The organism is Allosalinactinospora lopnorensis (assembly GCF_000981225.1).
Classification (GTDB): Bacteria; Actinomycetota; Actinomycetes; order Streptosporangiales; family Streptosporangiaceae; genus Allosalinactinospora; species Allosalinactinospora lopnorensis.
In genome coordinates this window covers 146,499-161,134 of the sequence record NZ_LAJC01000002.1, presented here as the reverse complement: position 1 = coordinate 161,134, position 14,636 = coordinate 146,499, and the positions used below count along the sequence as shown (strand labels likewise).

The 14,636-nt window shown below is 71.1% G+C and carries 14 protein-coding genes; 5 read left to right on the top strand and 9 right to left on the bottom strand.

What is annotated here, in order from left to right; all coding sequences use genetic code 11:
• Positions 1-478 precede the first annotated feature (478 nt).
• Positions 479-1,180, bottom strand: coding sequence for a TetR/AcrR family transcriptional regulator C-terminal domain-containing protein (locus VS93_RS01710; protein ID WP_046468238.1), 702 nt, complete (start codon positions 1,178-1,180; stop codon positions 479-481).
• Between the two features lie 197 nt (positions 1,181-1,377).
• Positions 1,378-2,133, bottom strand: coding sequence for a potassium channel family protein (locus VS93_RS01705; protein ID WP_046468237.1), 756 nt, complete (start codon positions 2,131-2,133; stop codon positions 1,378-1,380).
• Positions 2,134-2,290: 157 nt separating this feature from the next.
• Between VS93_RS01705 and VS93_RS01700 the strand changes: the two genes are divergently transcribed.
• Entirely contained in the window at positions 2,291-2,956 is a 666-nt protein-coding gene (locus tag VS93_RS01700) for a lysophospholipid acyltransferase family protein (RefSeq protein ID WP_046468236.1), read from the top strand.
• A 54-nt stretch (positions 2,957-3,010) separates the two neighbouring features.
• On the opposite strand, the gene VS93_RS01695 is transcribed toward VS93_RS01700, so the two are convergent.
• Entirely contained in the window at positions 3,011-4,525 is a 1,515-nt protein-coding gene (locus VS93_RS01695) for an aminopeptidase P family protein (RefSeq protein ID WP_046468235.1), read from the bottom strand.
• 333 nt (positions 4,526-4,858) lie between these two features.
• Here VS93_RS01695 and VS93_RS01690 point away from each other — a divergent pair, with 333 nt between their 5' ends.
• Complete coding sequence (locus tag VS93_RS01690; RefSeq protein WP_046468277.1) at positions 4,859-5,956, top strand: pyridoxal-phosphate-dependent aminotransferase family protein; 1,098 nt, start codon at positions 4,859-4,861, stop codon at positions 5,954-5,956.
• Positions 5,957-6,483: 527 nt separating this feature from the next.
• On the opposite strand, the gene VS93_RS01685 is transcribed toward VS93_RS01690, so the two are convergent.
• A complete protein-coding gene (locus tag VS93_RS01685) occupies positions 6,484-6,702 on the bottom strand; it encodes a DUF3099 domain-containing protein (RefSeq protein WP_046468234.1) in 219 nt (72 codons plus the stop codon).
• 230 nt (positions 6,703-6,932) lie between these two features.
• Here VS93_RS01685 and VS93_RS01680 point away from each other — a divergent pair, with 230 nt between their 5' ends.
• Complete coding sequence (locus VS93_RS01680) at positions 6,933-7,883, top strand: LysR family transcriptional regulator (RefSeq protein ID WP_046468233.1); 951 nt, start codon at positions 6,933-6,935, stop codon at positions 7,881-7,883.
• A gap of 141 nt (positions 7,884-8,024) precedes the next feature.
• Here VS93_RS01680 and VS93_RS01675 read toward each other — a convergent pair whose 3' ends face one another.
• Positions 8,025-8,957, bottom strand: coding sequence for an oxygenase MpaB family protein (locus VS93_RS01675; protein ID WP_046468276.1), 933 nt, complete (start codon positions 8,955-8,957; stop codon positions 8,025-8,027).
• A 119-nt stretch (positions 8,958-9,076) separates the two neighbouring features.
• Here VS93_RS01675 and VS93_RS01670 point away from each other — a divergent pair, with 119 nt between their 5' ends.
• Positions 9,077-9,937, top strand: coding sequence for an alpha/beta fold hydrolase (locus VS93_RS01670; RefSeq protein WP_046468232.1), 861 nt, complete (start codon positions 9,077-9,079; stop codon positions 9,935-9,937).
• Positions 9,938-9,998: 61 nt separating this feature from the next.
• On the opposite strand, the gene VS93_RS32395 is transcribed toward VS93_RS01670, so the two are convergent.
• The 3 genes from VS93_RS32395 to amaB form a co-directional block, all read right to left on the bottom strand.
• A complete protein-coding gene (locus VS93_RS32395; RefSeq protein ID WP_269082782.1) occupies positions 9,999-10,121 on the bottom strand; it encodes a hypothetical protein in 123 nt (40 codons plus the stop codon).
• The gene (locus VS93_RS01665; RefSeq protein ID WP_201776515.1) at positions 10,100-10,942 is read right to left on the bottom strand and encodes a S1C family serine protease; all 843 of its coding nucleotides are present in this window, start codon (positions 10,940-10,942) and stop codon (positions 10,100-10,102) included. The genes VS93_RS32395 and VS93_RS01665 overlap by 22 nt, the downstream gene beginning before the upstream one ends.
• A gap of 256 nt (positions 10,943-11,198) precedes the next feature.
• A complete protein-coding gene (gene amaB, locus VS93_RS01660; RefSeq protein ID WP_046468231.1) occupies positions 11,199-12,731 on the bottom strand; it encodes an L-piperidine-6-carboxylate dehydrogenase in 1,533 nt (510 codons plus the stop codon).
• Positions 12,732-12,923: 192 nt separating this feature from the next.
• On the opposite strand from amaB, the gene VS93_RS01655 reads away from it, so the two are divergent.
• Positions 12,924-14,048 carry a pyroglutamyl peptidase gene (locus tag VS93_RS01655; protein WP_046468230.1) on the top strand — a complete coding sequence of 375 codons (1,125 nt, stop codon included), beginning with the start codon at positions 12,924-12,926 and terminating at the stop codon, positions 14,046-14,048.
• Here VS93_RS01655 and VS93_RS26580 read toward each other — a convergent pair.
• Complete coding sequence (locus VS93_RS26580; protein ID WP_201776514.1) at positions 14,023-14,283, bottom strand: hypothetical protein; 261 nt, start codon at positions 14,281-14,283, stop codon at positions 14,023-14,025. The two genes, VS93_RS01655 and VS93_RS26580, sit on opposite strands and share 26 nt — an antisense overlap.
• Positions 14,284-14,636: the final 353 nt, after the last annotated feature.

Below are 14,636 nucleotides of genomic sequence, written 5' to 3'. Positions count from 1 at the left end.
GACCGGCGTCTCCCGGAAACCCCCACGTCCCGGTGGCATCCCCGCCACCAGGGGAACCGGCTTCGTCCGGCGGGCGCAGGGCCCTTTCCTCCTGGAGGTACGAATCTTGTGACCGTACAGTGTAAGATTATCTTACATCGTAAGATACTCATACGGCGTAAGCCGGTCAAGGCGAAGTCGGTGGCGAACCGCGAACGTACCGACACCCGGCTATCCGGGTCTGCCGCCCCGCGGACGAGCGGGTGAAGCGGCACCAGCGTGGACTCCGCGCCCACCCCTTTGAAGGAGCGGAGGCACCACGCCGCCGAACCGCTCCCAGGAGATCGCGGCGGCCGCGGACGTCAGGAGTTCCGCACCTGCTCCGCGGGCCGTCGTCTCACGGCGGCCCCCGGCCGGGAACCGGCAGGAACGGTCCCGGCACCGTTTCCGGGCGGGGAAGGCGGGCGGATCGACCCGCCGGCAGCCGAAGTCATGGAGGTCAGGCCGTCTCGCGCATCCTGTCGAGACCGTCGAGGATGATGTCCAGCCCGAACTCGAACTCGGTCTGGTCGTCGCACCGGCCCAGCGTGGAGTCGGGGTCGTCGTGCACGATCTCGGTCATCATTCCGACGAGGTTGGGGAGCTGTTCGGCCATGCTTTCCAACACGGCGTCGGCTTTCTCGTCACCGGCCCCGTCACCCGTGTCGAACAGCTCCTGGGTGAACCCCAGGGCCCGGCTGCCCAAGGCGTGCAGCGCGTGGTGGGTCAGGTCGTAGGAGAAGCCGCCGTCTCGCATGAGCCCGACCAAGGCGTCGAAGTACCGCAGGACCGCCGGACTCTCGTTGGTGCGGGTGGCGAAGAGGCCGGGCGCCCAGGAGTGGCGAAGGAGCACCTCGCGGGCGGACAGAACCCTCTGCCGCACGGCCTTCTTCCAGCCGACCCCCTTGGAGGGCACGTCGATCCGGTCGGCGGCCTCGTTGATCTCCCCGGCGATGACATCCACGATGCCGTCCAGGACTTCTTCCTTGTTGGCCACGTGGTAGTAGAGCGACATCGCCTCGGCCCCCAGTTCCTCGGCGAGGCGGCGCATCGTGAGTGACTCGATGCCGCCCTCGTCGGCGAGGTCGACCGCGGCCCGCAACACCCGCTCTCTACTCAACGGAATGCGGGGTTCGGGTCCTCGTTCGGCGTGGGTGGCCACCTACGTCTATCCTCCCTCCGAATCTCAGCGTACAAGGTAAGGCCGGGGCCGGAACCGGCCCCGGCGGGCCGCCGGGCGGCGTATCGACCCGCGCGTTCAGAAGAGTTCAGGAGTGAGCAGGCCGCGTCCGGGGGCCGGCGTCGTGGAGAAACCGGCCTCTGCGGAATCACACCCGCAACCTCAGGGACCGCGGGAGGTCAGTCGGGCCCGCCGGCGCTCTCGGTGTCCCTGCCGCCCCTGGCGGTCAGCTCCGCACGCAGCGCCCGGACCTCGGCCGTCAGCGCCTCGACCTCCGCCCGCGTCGCGGTGGTCGCCTCGTGCGACTCGTCCACCTTCTCCACGAACCATGAGGTAAGCGTCCCGGTCACCACGCCCAGCAGGGCGATCCCGCCGAGGAACAGTCCGACCGCGATCAGCCGACCCGTCGTGGTGACAGGGTAGAAGTCGCCGTAGCCGACGGTGGTCACGGTGACCGCCGACCACCACAGCGCGTCCTCGAACGTGGCGACGGTCGCCCCGGGGACGCCGCGCTCGGCCTTCAGCAGCGCCAGTGCCGCGCAGAAAAGGACCAGGCACGAGGTGACGGTCGCGTACAGCGTGACGTTCTTGCGCAGCGACACCTCCAGCCTCCGGTTCAGCACGTGCACGACCGTGATCAGCCGGAGCAGCCGCAGGGGCCGCAGCGCCGGCAGCAGGATGATCGCGAGGTCGAGGAGGTTGGCGCGCGCGTAGGCCAGGCGGTGCCGCGCCAGGCTCAGCCGCACCGCGTAGTCGGCGACGAAAACGGCCCAGGTTATCCAGGTGAGCGCCCAGCACACCGACTGCCAGTGCTGGGCGAGACCAGTGTCGAGGATCGGCCACGCATAGGCCGCGAGGAACACCAGCGCCGCACTGACCAAGGGCAGCTCGGAGTGCCGCTGCCACCGTTCGAGTCTTTCGTTTCCACTCTCCACGCCGACCTATTGCACCACGCGGCCGTAACAGTGGCACATCGGCGGCCTGACCGGCCGCCGCCCCTTCCGGCAAGGGCCCGGAACGCAGCGTCAGGACCAGCGGAGATGGAGATACAGTGGAGTTCCCGGTAACTGCGGCGATATCGGTGGGAGACAAGTGCTCTACGGCACAGTGCGGCGGGTGGGAGCGGCAGTGGGCAGGCTGCTGTACCGGCCCGCGGTCGAAGGGCTGGAGCACATCCCTGCGACCGGCCCGGTGATCCTGGCCAGCAACCACCTGTCCTTCTGCGACAGCGTGGTGATTCCGCTGGCCGTACCGCGCCGCGTCCGCTTCCTGGCCAAGTCGGAGTACTTCGAGGGCACCGGGCCGAAGGGGTGGCTGTCCAGGGCGATGTTCAGCGCGCTCGGCGCGGTACCGGTGAGGCGCGGCACCGGGCGGGAGGCACTTGAGGCGCTGGACCTGGGACTGCGGCTCCTCAAGGACGGGGAGGCCTTCGCGGTCTACCCGGAGGGCACCCGCTCGCGCGACGGACGGCTGTACCGCGGCCGGACGGGTGTGGCCCATCTGGCGATGACGTCCGAAGCGCCCGTCGTTCCCGTCGCGCTGTGGGGGACCGAACGGATCCAGCCGGTCGGCGCGCGGCTGCCGCGGATCAGCCCGGTACGGGTGCGTTTCGGCGCCCCCATGGACTTCTCGACCGGCTACGACCACCTCAGGCCGGGCAGGGCCCGCCGGGTGGTCACCGACGAGATCATGGCCGCCGTCCACGCGCTGTCCGGCCAGGAGCTCGCCGGAACGTACAACGAGCACGGCGCGGGCTGACGCCGGGCGGCGGCCCCGAGCACGGGTGCGCCGCCGACCGGACGGCGCGCGCCGCTAAACCGCGGGGAGCCTCTCGGCGAGCCAGGCCTCGACGTCCTCGGAGCTGCGCGGCAGCGCCGCCGAGAGCACTTGGTTGCCCTCGGCCGTGACGAGCACGTCGTCCTCGATCCGTACGCCGATGCCGCGCAGCTCCTCGGGAACGGTCAGGTCGTCGGGCTGGAAGTACAGCCCCGGCTCGACGGTGAGCACCATGCCCGGTTCCAGGTCGCCGTGGACATAGCACTCGGTGCGGGCGATCGCGCAGTCGTGCACGTCCAGACCGAGCATGTGCCCCGTGCCGTGCAGCGAGTAGCGGCGCTGCAGCCCGAGATCGAGGACCCGTTCCACCGGCCCCTCCAGCAGTCCCCACTCGATCAGGCCTTCGGCCAGGACGCGCTGCGCCTCCTCGTGGTAGGCCCGGAACGGCCTGCCCGGCGCGACCTCGGCGATACCGGCCTCCTGGGCGGCGAAGACCAGGTCGTAGACCCGGTGCTGCACATCGGTGAACCTGCCCGAGATCGGCAGGGTGCGGGTGACGTCAGCGGTGTACAGGGTCGTGGTCTCCACGCCGGCGTCCAGCAGCAGCATCTCACCGGCCCGCACCGGGCCGTCGTTGCGCTGCCAGTGCAGGGTCGTGGCGTTGGGCCCGGAAGCGGCGATGGTGCCGTAGCCGACGTCGTTTCCCTCAACGCGGGCGCGCAGGAAGAACGTGCCCTCGATGTAGCGTTCGGAGGTGGCTTCGGCCTTCGGTAGGGCGGCGACGACGTCGGCGAACCCGCGCACGGTGGAGTCGACGGCCTGCTGCAGCTGGCCGATCTCCCACTCGTCCTTGATCAGGCGGGCGTCTGCCAGGTGGACGGCGAGCTCGCCGTCGCGTTCGGCCGCGAGCTTCTCCGCCTCCTCGTCATCCCCCCGCAGCACACGCAGTACCTCCTCCAGCACTGGGTCGTGGCCGCGGACGATCCGTGTGGGCGCGGCGGGCGCCTCCTTAAGGGCGGTGGGAAGCGCGCGGACGTCGTGCGTGGCCAGGCCGAGCAGGTGGCCGGCCTCGGCGAGGCTGTCGCGCCTCCCGTTCCACAGCTCACCGCGCCCGTCCAGCCAGAACTCCCCGTTCTCCCGGTCGGAGCGGGGCAGCAGGTACACGATGGCCTCGTGGCCGCCGCCGGCGGCCGGCTCCAGCACCAGGCAGCCGCCGTCGGACTGGTCGCCCGTGAGGTAGACGTAGTCGCAGGCGGCGCGGAACGGGTACTCGGTGTCGTTGGAGCGGGTCTTGAGGTGGCCGGCCGGGACGACCAGGCGCTCCCCGGGGAAGCGCGCGCCCAGCGCGGCGCGGCGCTTGGCGGTGTAGGGCGCCTGCTCGACGGGACGCAGGTCGCGGCGTTCGGTGTCGGCCCAGCCGGTGCGCATCCAGGCCGCGAGTTCCTCCGACACCCGCCGGTACGGACCGTTCTTCCGGGGCGTGAACACCGGTGCGTCGGTTCCGGCGCCGTCCTGGGCTGTCTCGGCGTTGGGACGCTGCTGGTCGTTCACGGTGGCCCTCCTCGTCGAGTGCGGCTTCCCGCTCCGTGGCGGTGGCACTTCCATCGTACGAGGGCGAGGGGCGGGACGCAGCGCGCGCGAACCGGGCCCGGTCGCTGTTCCGCATCGCCCCTTGACCGGGTCTGCGCACGCGGGACCCGGCCGAGCCGCCCGCCAAGGGCTGCGCCCAGTGGAATGCTGTCGCGGCGAGCCCTCCCGCGCCCTGTACAGCGCCGGCCGGCGGACGCCCTTAAGCTGTCACCCTCAGCTCGCTTCCGAATACAGCGGGCACATCGCGGTGGGTGGTGCTTCGGCGGGCGGCGGCCTGCCCTTACAGTGATCTTCATGGCTTTGACCGAGCGCACACTTCTAGGACCCGGACCGAGCAACCCCTACCCAGAGGCCACCGCGGGACTGGCGGCGCCACTGCTGGGCCATCTGGACCCCGAGTTCATCGCCACTCTGGAGCGCACCTGCGAGCGCCTGCGCACCGTGTGGGGTACTGCGAACCCGGTGACGCTCCCTCTATCGGGGACCGGATCGATCGGCATGGAGGCCGCGTTCGCCAACGTCGTCCGGCCCGGCGACGTCGCGGTGATCGCGGTCAACGGACTGTTCGGCGTGCGCATGTGCGAGGTGGCGGCTCGGTACGGTGCCGAGGTCGTGCGGGTGGACCACACCTGGGGCGGGCCCGTGGACGTGGAGCGCGTCCTGGCGGCGCACCCGTCGCCCACCATCGTCGCGGCGGTGCACGCCGAGACCTCCACCGGCGTGCGGAGCGACATCGCCGCGCTGGGCGCGGCGCTGCGGGAGCACTCACCTGAGGCGCTGCTGCTGGCCGACTGCGTGACCTCACTGGGCGGGATCGATGTCGCGGTGGACGACTGGGGGGTGGACATCGCCTACTCGGGCACCCAGAAGTGCCTGGGCGTCGCGCCGGGGCTGGCTCCCTTCACCTTCTCCGAACGGGCGTGGCAGCGCCGCGTGGAGATCCCCCCGGTGTGGTATCTCGACCTCGGCCTGCTGGGGAGCTACGTACGCGGCGGCCCCGGCGGGCGTACCTACCACCACACCGCGCCCGTGGCGATGATCGCCTCACTCGACACCGCCCTGGAGCGCGTCCTGGACGAGGGACTGGACGCCGTGGTCGACCGGCACCGCGCCGCGGGGCGGCGGCTGCAGGAGGGCCTGCAGGAGATGGGTCTGGAGCTGTTCGCCGCCGAAGGCCACCGGCTTCCCCAGCTGACCTCGGTGCGGGTGCCCGAGGGAGCGGACTCCGCGAAGGTCCGGGAACAGCTGCTCACCGAGTACGGCATCGAGATCGGGGCCGGCGTGGCCGACTACGCGTCGTCGATCTGGCGAATCGGCCTGATGGGTCACAACGCCCGCCTCGACCGGGCCGAGCTGGTCCTGGCCGCCCTGCGGCGGGTGCTGGGCCGCTGATCGACCGCCGACCGCGCTCGGGCTCGCACCTCGCGGCAAGCGGGCACGGCGCGGAACGCGCCCGCGTCAACGAGAACAGCCGCGCCGCGGCAATGGAGCGGCCACCGGGGCGGCCCCCTCCCCCACCCCCGATGGTCCGCCGCCGGGAAACGCGCTCTCCCCCGCCCCAGCGCGCGGCCGGGGCCATTTCGCGCAGGTTGACGGCCCCTACCGCACGGCGGCGAACCACCCGGCGTTTCGCGGTCTCGCCGTGGCCGAAGCCGCGGGCCGCGCCGCCCGGAAGCGGACCAGCCGGGCGCGGATCCGGTGGAGTCCCGGATCACCAGGTGTGCCGGCAGCACGATCTGCTGCGGCTCCTGCGGTCGCCGTGCCGGGTCGCGCATGCGCAGCAGCAGGTCGATTCCCGCACGCCCCAGCTCTTCGAGCTGTTCCGGAACCGGACCCCGTGCCCCCTGGCGGGCGGTCGGGGAGCCCGGGCGCGACCGTCCCGGACTCCCCGACCCCGCTTCCCGGACGGCGGGCAAGGGCTATTCGGCGTTCGGGCCGTAGAGAGAGTCGTGGTCCTGGGGGTCCCTGGGATCGGAGATGTTGCCGACGATCGCGGCGAAAGGCGGAATCACCATCGCGACCAGGCACATCGCGAGTGCCCATCCGACACCGAGAACGTAGTAGACCGGCAGCGAACCGGCGAACAGCACCAGACAGATACTCATCAACCACGCATAGCGGCGCACGCGCCGTTTCATAAAGCCAGCCTACTCCCGGCGTCCGGGGCGGAACCGTTCCGTGCCGGTGCTGCCGACGAGCCGCCGCGCTACGCACCGCCCGCCCCGCTGACCAGCGGGGTCGGACGGCTCACCGGCGAACGGGAGCCGCACCGCGTACGGCCGATCGTTCGTGCAGCGGCCCCGCCCCGTCTCGTCCGCGGCATCGGATCCGGATCGGCAATCCATCCGAAAATGAATAAAATAACCAGATGAGCCATAGCGAACCCGATAGACCGGAGCAGGCGGAGGCCCCGGCACCCGCAGGTCCGCTCGATCTCACCCGCCTACGGACGTTTCTCGCCGTTCACCGGGCGGGCTCCCTCACCGCAGCCGCTCATCTGCTGGGGCTGGCCCAGCCGACCATCACCGCCCAGATACGGTCTCTGGAACAGCAGATGGGGCGCGAGCTCTTCAAGCGGCTGCCCCGCGGTGTCGCGCCCACCCCGGTCGCCGACGACCTGGCGGCCCGGGTCGCCGCGCCTTTGGACGCCCTGGAGGCGGTCACGGGCCCGGCCCGTACGGCCGCCTCCGCCTCTCCCGTGCACCTGGCCGGTCCCGCCGAGCTGCTCTGCGTGCGCGTGCTGCCGGCGCTCGCGCCTCTGGTCGACCAGGGGGTACGCCTCCGGATCACCACAGGCCTGGCCGACGACCTGCTCGCCGGCCTGCGCGCCGGCCACTACGACCTGGTGATCTCCGCTATCCGCCCGCGCGGCCGCACTCTCACCGCGGTACCGATGATGGACGAGGAGTTCGTGCTGGTCGCGTCACAGGAATGGGCGGAGAGGATCGGCCCGGCCCGTGTCGCCGCGGAGGGTCCTGCGGCTCTGCGCGGCGTCCCCCTCGTCTCCTACGCCGAGGACCTGCCCATCGTGCGCCGCTACTGGCGTCACGTCTTCGGCGTACGCCTGAGCTGCCACGCCTCCGTCATCATCCCCGACCTGCGTGGCGTCCTCTCCAGCGTCGCCGCCGGAGCAGGCGTCACGGTTCTTCCCCGCTATCTCTGCCTCGACGAGCTCACCCGAGGCACCCTGGTACCGCTCCTGGAGCCTGACGACCCCCCGGTCAATACCGGCTACCTCGTCCAGCGGCCGGGGGTGGAGGACACCCCCGACCTGGCCGCCGTCCACGACCGCCTCCTGGAAGAGGCCCGCGCCTGGTGACGCGAACCACGCCGGCCTCCGGTCCGCCTTCCGCGTGGTCGCACGCCGCGGCCCCGGCCGACCGGAACGAGGGCCGGGAAGAAGACCCCGGCGGCGGGGCGCACAGCCGCCAGAGTGCCCCGGCCACGCTGCACGCCCCGCTCAGCGGGCTTTCTCGGACAACCGCCGCCCCGGTGCGGGAGACCGGCCGCGCCGGGCCTCCCCCGCCGACCGGGGGAAGCCTCCGCGGACGTCGTAGCCCACGGCGGCCAGGCGCTCGCGCGCGGCCTCGGCACTGCGCACGGTCGCCTCGTCGAACAGCCGGTTGTACAGAGGCTTGGGGCTCGCGTTCAGCGCCTGCCGCAGAGCGTGCAGCGCCTCCGTCGTCGCGGCCTGGGCACCCGGGAACTCCGGAAGCACCCCGTATGCGTGACGCGCCCAGGCCGGCAGGCAGTAGTAGGCGAGGGCTCCGATGGGAAACCACGCCGGCTTCAGCACGGTGAACCGCTTCAGCCGCTCGGGGACGGTGGGCCACAGCAGGAACCGCACCGCCTGCTTCGCCTCCGGTGTGGCCCTCAGCGCGGGGCGGACGCCGGCGAGGTACTCACGCATCTCGCCGACCGACGTGGGGACGTCGGCCGGGGTCAACCCGACGTAGGTCGCGGTGTGCGACTGCTCGGCCAGGTAGCGGTCGGCGTCGCCCCGGGTGAGCGGCAGTCCGGCACGCGCCACCACTTCCAGGTAGGAGGCGGCCTCGGCACAGTGCACCCACACCAGCAGGTCGTGCTCGTCCACCCGGCGCTGCTCGCCGGTCGCCGGATCGGTGAACGACAACCGGTGGTGCACCGCGCGGACCCGGCGCCCCAGCGCTTCGGCCTCCTCGGGACTGCCGTACGTGGTGATCGCGACGAAGTGGGCGATGCGCAGCAACCGCTCCATCGGATCGCGCATGAAATCCGAGCGCTGCCATACGCCCTGCATAGCGACAGGGTGCAGGGCCTGCAGCATGAGGGCGCGCACCCCCGCCACCCACATGGCCCTGTCGAGATGGATCCGCCACGTGACGCTCTCCGGCAGGGTGACCGTCGGTCTCATCATCCGTGCGCCCTCCCCCTCGACCACCGGTCTCAGGCATTGGCAAGTCTAGCGACCATCCGGTCGGTAGGCTGCGGAGGACAGCGGTTTTAAGTCCGGACCATCGCAGAGAGGGCCCCATGTCCGCTGAGCTCGTTCCCGGCACGGTTGCGCTCACCCTCCGCCGTGGTCCGCTGGTCTTCGACGCCCTGGCCACCGGCCCCGAGACCGGGCCTCTGGTGCTGTTCCTGCACGGGTTCCCGGAGTTCGCAACGTGCTGGCGGGAGCAGATAGCGGCGGTGGCGCGGGCCGGGTACCGCGCGGTCGCGGTGAACCAGCGCGGCTACTCCCCCGAAGCGAGACCGGAGGACCCCGCCGACTACGCCGGGCCGAAGCTCGCGGACGACGCGCTCGGCTTCGCCGACGCCCTCGGCGCTGAGCGGTTCCACCTCGTCGGCCACGACTGGGGCGGCGCGATCGGATGGTCGGTGGCGGCCACCGCCCCCGATCGGATCATCACACTGACCGCACTCGCCACCCCCCATCCCGGCGCCCTGTCCGCGGTCCTGGCGGAATCCGCCGAGCAACGCGAGCACCTGGCCTACGTTCAGCTGCTCCGCGCCGAGAGCAAGGCCGAGCAGGTGCTGCTGGACGACGATGCGGCGGCACTGCGCGCCATCTACCAGGACCGGGTGCCGGCCGACCTGGTCGAGGACAACATCCGGCGGCTCAGGGAACCGGGCGCGCTGACGGCCGCGTTGAACTGGTACCGGGCGATGGACGACAGGGACTTCGACGTGCCACCGGTCACCGTGCCCACTCTCTACCTCTGGGGCGAGTACGACCTGGCCTTCACCGCAGCCGCGGCCGAGAGGACAGCCTCCTGGGCTGCCGGCCCCTACGACTTCATCGCCCTCGACAACGCTACGCACTGGCTTCCCGAAGAAGACCCCGAGCGCATCATCCCCCCGATCCTCACCCACCTGAAGACATACGGCTGACCGCCGCGCACGGCACTCCCGCGCGCCTTCCCCGGTCCCCGCTCGCCCGGCGGCGCACCGGTCAGCTGGCGGCCAGTTCAGCGGGGATCGCCACCACGTCCACCAGCGCGCCGCGACGGAGCAGGGTAATCGGCAGCCGGCTGCCGATCGCCGGGCCGAGCATCAGGCGCTGCAGGGCCTGCACGTTCTCCAGCGGCTGGCCGCCGGCGGAGATGAGCACGTCGCCAGGTAGATCCCGGCGGTTCCCGCCGGGCTTCCCGGTACCACCTCCACGACGCGCAGCCCGCGCCGTTGCTGCATCCGCTGGGTCAGCCGGGGAGGCAGCGGAAAGGGCACCCCGGCCACCCCCAGCCACGCCCGCCGCACCCGGCCTGTGGAGGCGAGCTCGTCGATGATGTGCCGCGTCGTGGAGTTCACGGGCACCGCCAGCCCGAGCCCGTAGCCCGCGACCGCGGTGTTGATCCCGACGAGGCGTCCCGAGGAGTCGGCAAGCGCCCCACCGGAGTTGCCGGGGTTGAGCGCGGCATCGGTCTGGATCACGTCGTCGATCAACCGGAGGTGGCGTCCTTCCCGGGCCGGCAGCGACCGGCCGAGGCCGGATACCACGCCTGCTGTCACCGACCCGCCGAGTCCCATCGGGTTGCCCACCGCGACCACGAGCTGGCCGATCCGCAACGTGTCGGCGTCGCCGAGCGTCGCCCGTACGGACGGCGTGTGCCCGCCGTCCGCCACACGCAGCACCGCGAGGTCCGACAGCGGGTCTGAGCCGACCACGTGGAATCGGGATTCCGCCCCCTCGCTGAACGTCGCCGTCCCGGTGTCCGCCTCCGCCACAACGTGGGCGCTCGTGAGAAGGCCGCCTTCGTCGTCGAAGAGCACGGCGGAACCGGCTCCGGCGCCCCGCCCGCTCCGCACGCTGAGGGCGACCACACTCGGCCGCACCTGGTCCGCCACGGACGTGACGACCCGGCTGTAGGCGTCCAAAGCATCGCGTTCGGAATCCATGTCGCTCACAACGCCCTGCAAAGCAGGCCGATGCCCCTCCGTGCTGCGCCGATAGCGAACAGGGCAAAGATCGCCACTCGTCGTTTAGCACAAACTTTGGCCGGAGTCGGCCGACACATCCGGAGAAATGCCCGCATTTGGTGCGTCGGATACCTCCGAGGGCATGGTCAGGACTCCGCGAGAGCAGTAGTGTTACTCGCAGGTAGTGCCGCCGCTCCCCCTCCCGGCGGCACTACCTCTTTTTGTTTCCCGGCCTCTAGAGGAAGCGCACTCCCTGCGCCAGCGGCAGCTCCTCCGAGTAGTTCACCGTGTTCGTCGCCCGGCGCATGTAGGCCTTCCAGGCGTCGGAGCCCGACTCCCGGCCGCCGCCGGTGTCCTTCTCTCCGCCGAACGCCCCGCCGATCTCGGCGCCGGACGTCCCGATGTTCACGTTCACGATCCCGCAGTCGGACAGCGACAGGAACCGCTCCGCCTCGCGCTGGTCCCGGGTGAACACGGCGCTGGAGAGTCCCTGCGAGACACCGTTGTGCAGTTCGATCGCCTCGTCGAATGTCCTGTACGTCATGACGTATAGGATCGGCGCGAACGTCTCCTCCCGAACGATCTCGGTCTGGGCCGGCATCCGCACGACCGCGGGTTCCGCGTAATAGGCGTCCGGCGCCTCCTTCTCCAAACAGCGGCTCCCGCCGACCAGCACCGTTCCGCCATCGGCGGTCGCCCGGGCGAGCGCGTTGCGCATGGCGGTGAGCGCCTGCTCTCCGACAAGCGGCCCGACCAGGGTGTCCTCGTCGAAGGGGTCACCGATACGCAGCTGGCCGTAAGCGTCCACGATCCGGCCGACGAGTGCGTCGGCGACATCCTCGTGCACGATCAGCCGACGCAGGCTCGTGCACCGCTGCCCCGCTGTCCCGGCGGCGGCGAACACGGTACCGCGGACCGCGAGGTCCAGATCCGCCGACGAGGTGACGACAGCGGCATTGTTCCCGCCCAGTTCGAGGAGGCAACGGCCCAGGCGGGAGGCGACGCGCGGGCCCACCTGCCGCCCCATGCGCACGGACCCCGTGGCGGAGACCAGCGCGACCCGCGGATCGTCGACGAGGCGCTCCGCCACCTCCCGTTCGCCGAGGACCAGCCGGTGCACGTCCGCGGGAGCCCCGACATCGGAGGCCGCCCGGCTCAGCAGCGCGTCGCAGGCCAGCGCCGTCAGAGGGGTCAGCTCGGACGGCTTCCACACCACGGTGTCACCGCACACCAGCGCGACAGCCGTGTTCCATGCCCACACGGCGACGGGGAAGTTGAACGCGGTGATGACACCGACGACACCGAGAGGATGCCAGGTCTCCATCAACCGGTGCCCGGGACGTTCGGAGGCCATCGTGCGCCCGTACAGCTGCCGCGACAGCCCGAGCGCGAAGTCGCAGATGTCGATCATCTCCTGGACTTCGCCCGCCGCCTCGGAGCGGATCTTGCCCGCCTCGATGGTGACGAGGTCGGCGAGATCGTACTTGTGCTCCCGGAGGAGTTCGCCCAGACGCCGCACCAGCGCCCCGCGCTCGGGAGCGGGAGTGTGCTGCCAGGTGGACCGAAAGGCCTGGTGGGCGGCGGAGACGGCATGATCGACATCACTGTCGGCGGCGCGGGCCAACGGCAGCAGCGATCCACCCGTTATAGGGGTGCGGGCGAAGAGCTGTCCGGTCGCTGTTATTTCCGCCGGGCGGTCGGCACCGCAACGCTCAAGAGCAGCGGTAGCGCGGTCGCTGATCTCGTCGGTGGCGGGGATCGTGGGCATGAGCTGCTCTCTCCGTTGAGAGGGGTCTGCGGACACAACCTTGCTAGGCAGGGGTTCACGTTCCCTTCCCCGCGGGCCGCTAACCGCCCGCCGCCCGGCACCGGCGAACGGCCGCGACGCGTCCTGCCCCCGGCCCAGGTAAAATCCGCACCGCCCGCTCCCTCCCCCGCCCGACGACCCGGACTGGACACGATGAACGACATCGCCCTGACAGCCGAGGAGGCCCGCGCCGAGCTAGAGGTTCCGCAGGCCGTCCTGCGCCGTTCCGGGTTCGCCGCGGCGGCTCCGCTGTTCTCCGCCGATCTGGCCTCCGCCGGAGATCTGGCGGAGGCCGCCAGAGTCGTCACCTCGCACGGACGACGACTCTGGACCGAGGCCGTCCGCCAGGAGACCGCCGACGACCGCCCGCTGTACTGGGCCCGGTTGACGTTGAGCGCCCGGTTGCGATCCTGGCGACCGGCCTTCGACCTCGGCGACGAGGAGCGCCGGAGCCTGCTGACCCGGCTCGAGCACGCCTCACGCGGCCATGAGGACCTGGTGTTCCCGCCCGACGACCGGTTGCTACGGGTCATCGTTACCGGGTTCGACCCCGACCGCCTCGACGAGGACATCCGCCGTTCGAACCCGTCGGGCGCGTCCGCGCTCGCCCTGGATGGCGCGACCTTCGACATCAGCGGGTACACCGCCGTGGTCCGCACCGCGGTCTTCCCTGTCCGTTGGCGCGACTTCAGCGACGGAATCGTCGAACGCACCTTGTTCCCCCAGTACACGGCCCCGGCCGCGGCCGTCGACGCCGTGATCACCCTCGGTGAGGGATCCAAGGCGGAGTTCGGCCTGGATGCCTACAGCGGCGCGTGGCGCGGTGACGCCCCCGACAACGAACGCCACCACGCTCCCGGCCCCATACCGATCCCCGGCGACCTGCCTCCCCCTTTCCTGCGTCCGCAGTGGAGCCCGTCGACACTCCCCCGGCAGGCCATCGTCGAACGCGCCGGCGGACGCTTCCCGATCCACCAGATCACCGAGGTCACCGAAATTCCCGCGGGCCACGAGGCTCCGGTGGTCCGCGCCCAGGGGCCCACGTCCGGTTCCCAGGCCCGCGCGGGCGGCAACTACTTCTCCAACGAGATCGCGTACCGCAACACCCGGCTGCGCGACGCCACCGGACGCACCATCCCCGCCGGGCACATCCACACCCCGACTCTCGAACTCGGCGCCGAAAACCCGGTCGCGCTCAGTTGTCGGCCCTTCGAGCGCGACCGCGCCGACATCCTCGACCAGCTCCGCGCGATCATCGCGGTGGCCCTGGAAGGGTGACCCCGAAGGCGTCCGAGAAGAGCACGGCGCCGTGGAGGGCGAAGTAGGCGACGCCGAGAACGAGGCCGACGGCGAGCAGGGCCCACGCGGCCAGCGTGCATCCGCGCGAAGCGGAGGAGTTGTCGTTCGCCAGCACCATACCGATGATCGACAGCACCAGCGCGGGGAGCGCGAAGATCCAGCACAGGCAGAGCGTGACGATGCTGGCGACCAGCGCGGCGATAGCGTTACCCATACCGGCCGGCTGCTGCGCGCCGCGCCCGCTCGGTCCGGGAGGCGGCGGGGGCGGTGGAGGAGGCGGGAAACCTCCACCACTCCCTGGCGGGGGCGGAGGTCCCCATCCCCCGCTGGGAGGCAGGCCCGATCCTGGACCGTAGTTCATAGCTCTGGTCACTTCCGGAGACGTTCGCGGTACACCAGATGGCAGAGAGTGTTCCCGGTTAATGGTTCAAGAGTGGGATGGGTGGGTCGGGGGGACGGTTCCTTAGAGGTAGGAATGGGAACGCATGAAGCACCGCCTTTACGTCGTAGATCACAATCAGTTCCATCCCCCGGAACTCCCCATGGCCTCCCGCCTGCCCGACCGGA

Coding starts and splice junctions, on each gene's coding strand:
- VS93_RS01690 (WP_046468277.1), top strand. CDS start 4,859: ATGGCTTTGACCGAGCGCACACTTCTAGGACCCGGACCGAGCAACCCC.
- VS93_RS01685 (WP_046468234.1), bottom strand. CDS start 6,702: ATGAAACGGCGCGTGCGCCGCTATGCGTGGTTGATGAGTATCTGTCTG.
- VS93_RS01680 (WP_046468233.1), top strand. CDS start 6,933: ATGAGCCATAGCGAACCCGATAGACCGGAGCAGGCGGAGGCCCCGGCA.
- VS93_RS01675 (WP_046468276.1), bottom strand. CDS start 8,957: ATGAGACCGACGGTCACCCTGCCGGAGAGCGTCACGTGGCGGATCCAT.
- VS93_RS01670 (WP_046468232.1), top strand. CDS start 9,077: ATGTCCGCTGAGCTCGTTCCCGGCACGGTTGCGCTCACCCTCCGCCGT.
- VS93_RS01665 (WP_201776515.1), bottom strand. CDS start 10,942: ATGGATTCCGAACGCGATGCTTTGGACGCCTACAGCCGGGTCGTCACG.
- amaB (WP_046468231.1), bottom strand. CDS start 12,731: ATGCCCACGATCCCCGCCACCGACGAGATCAGCGACCGCGCTACCGCT.
- VS93_RS01655 (WP_046468230.1), top strand. CDS start 12,924: ATGAACGACATCGCCCTGACAGCCGAGGAGGCCCGCGCCGAGCTAGAG.
- VS93_RS26580 (WP_201776514.1), bottom strand. CDS start 14,283: ATGGGTAACGCTATCGCCGCGCTGGTCGCCAGCATCGTCACGCTCTGC.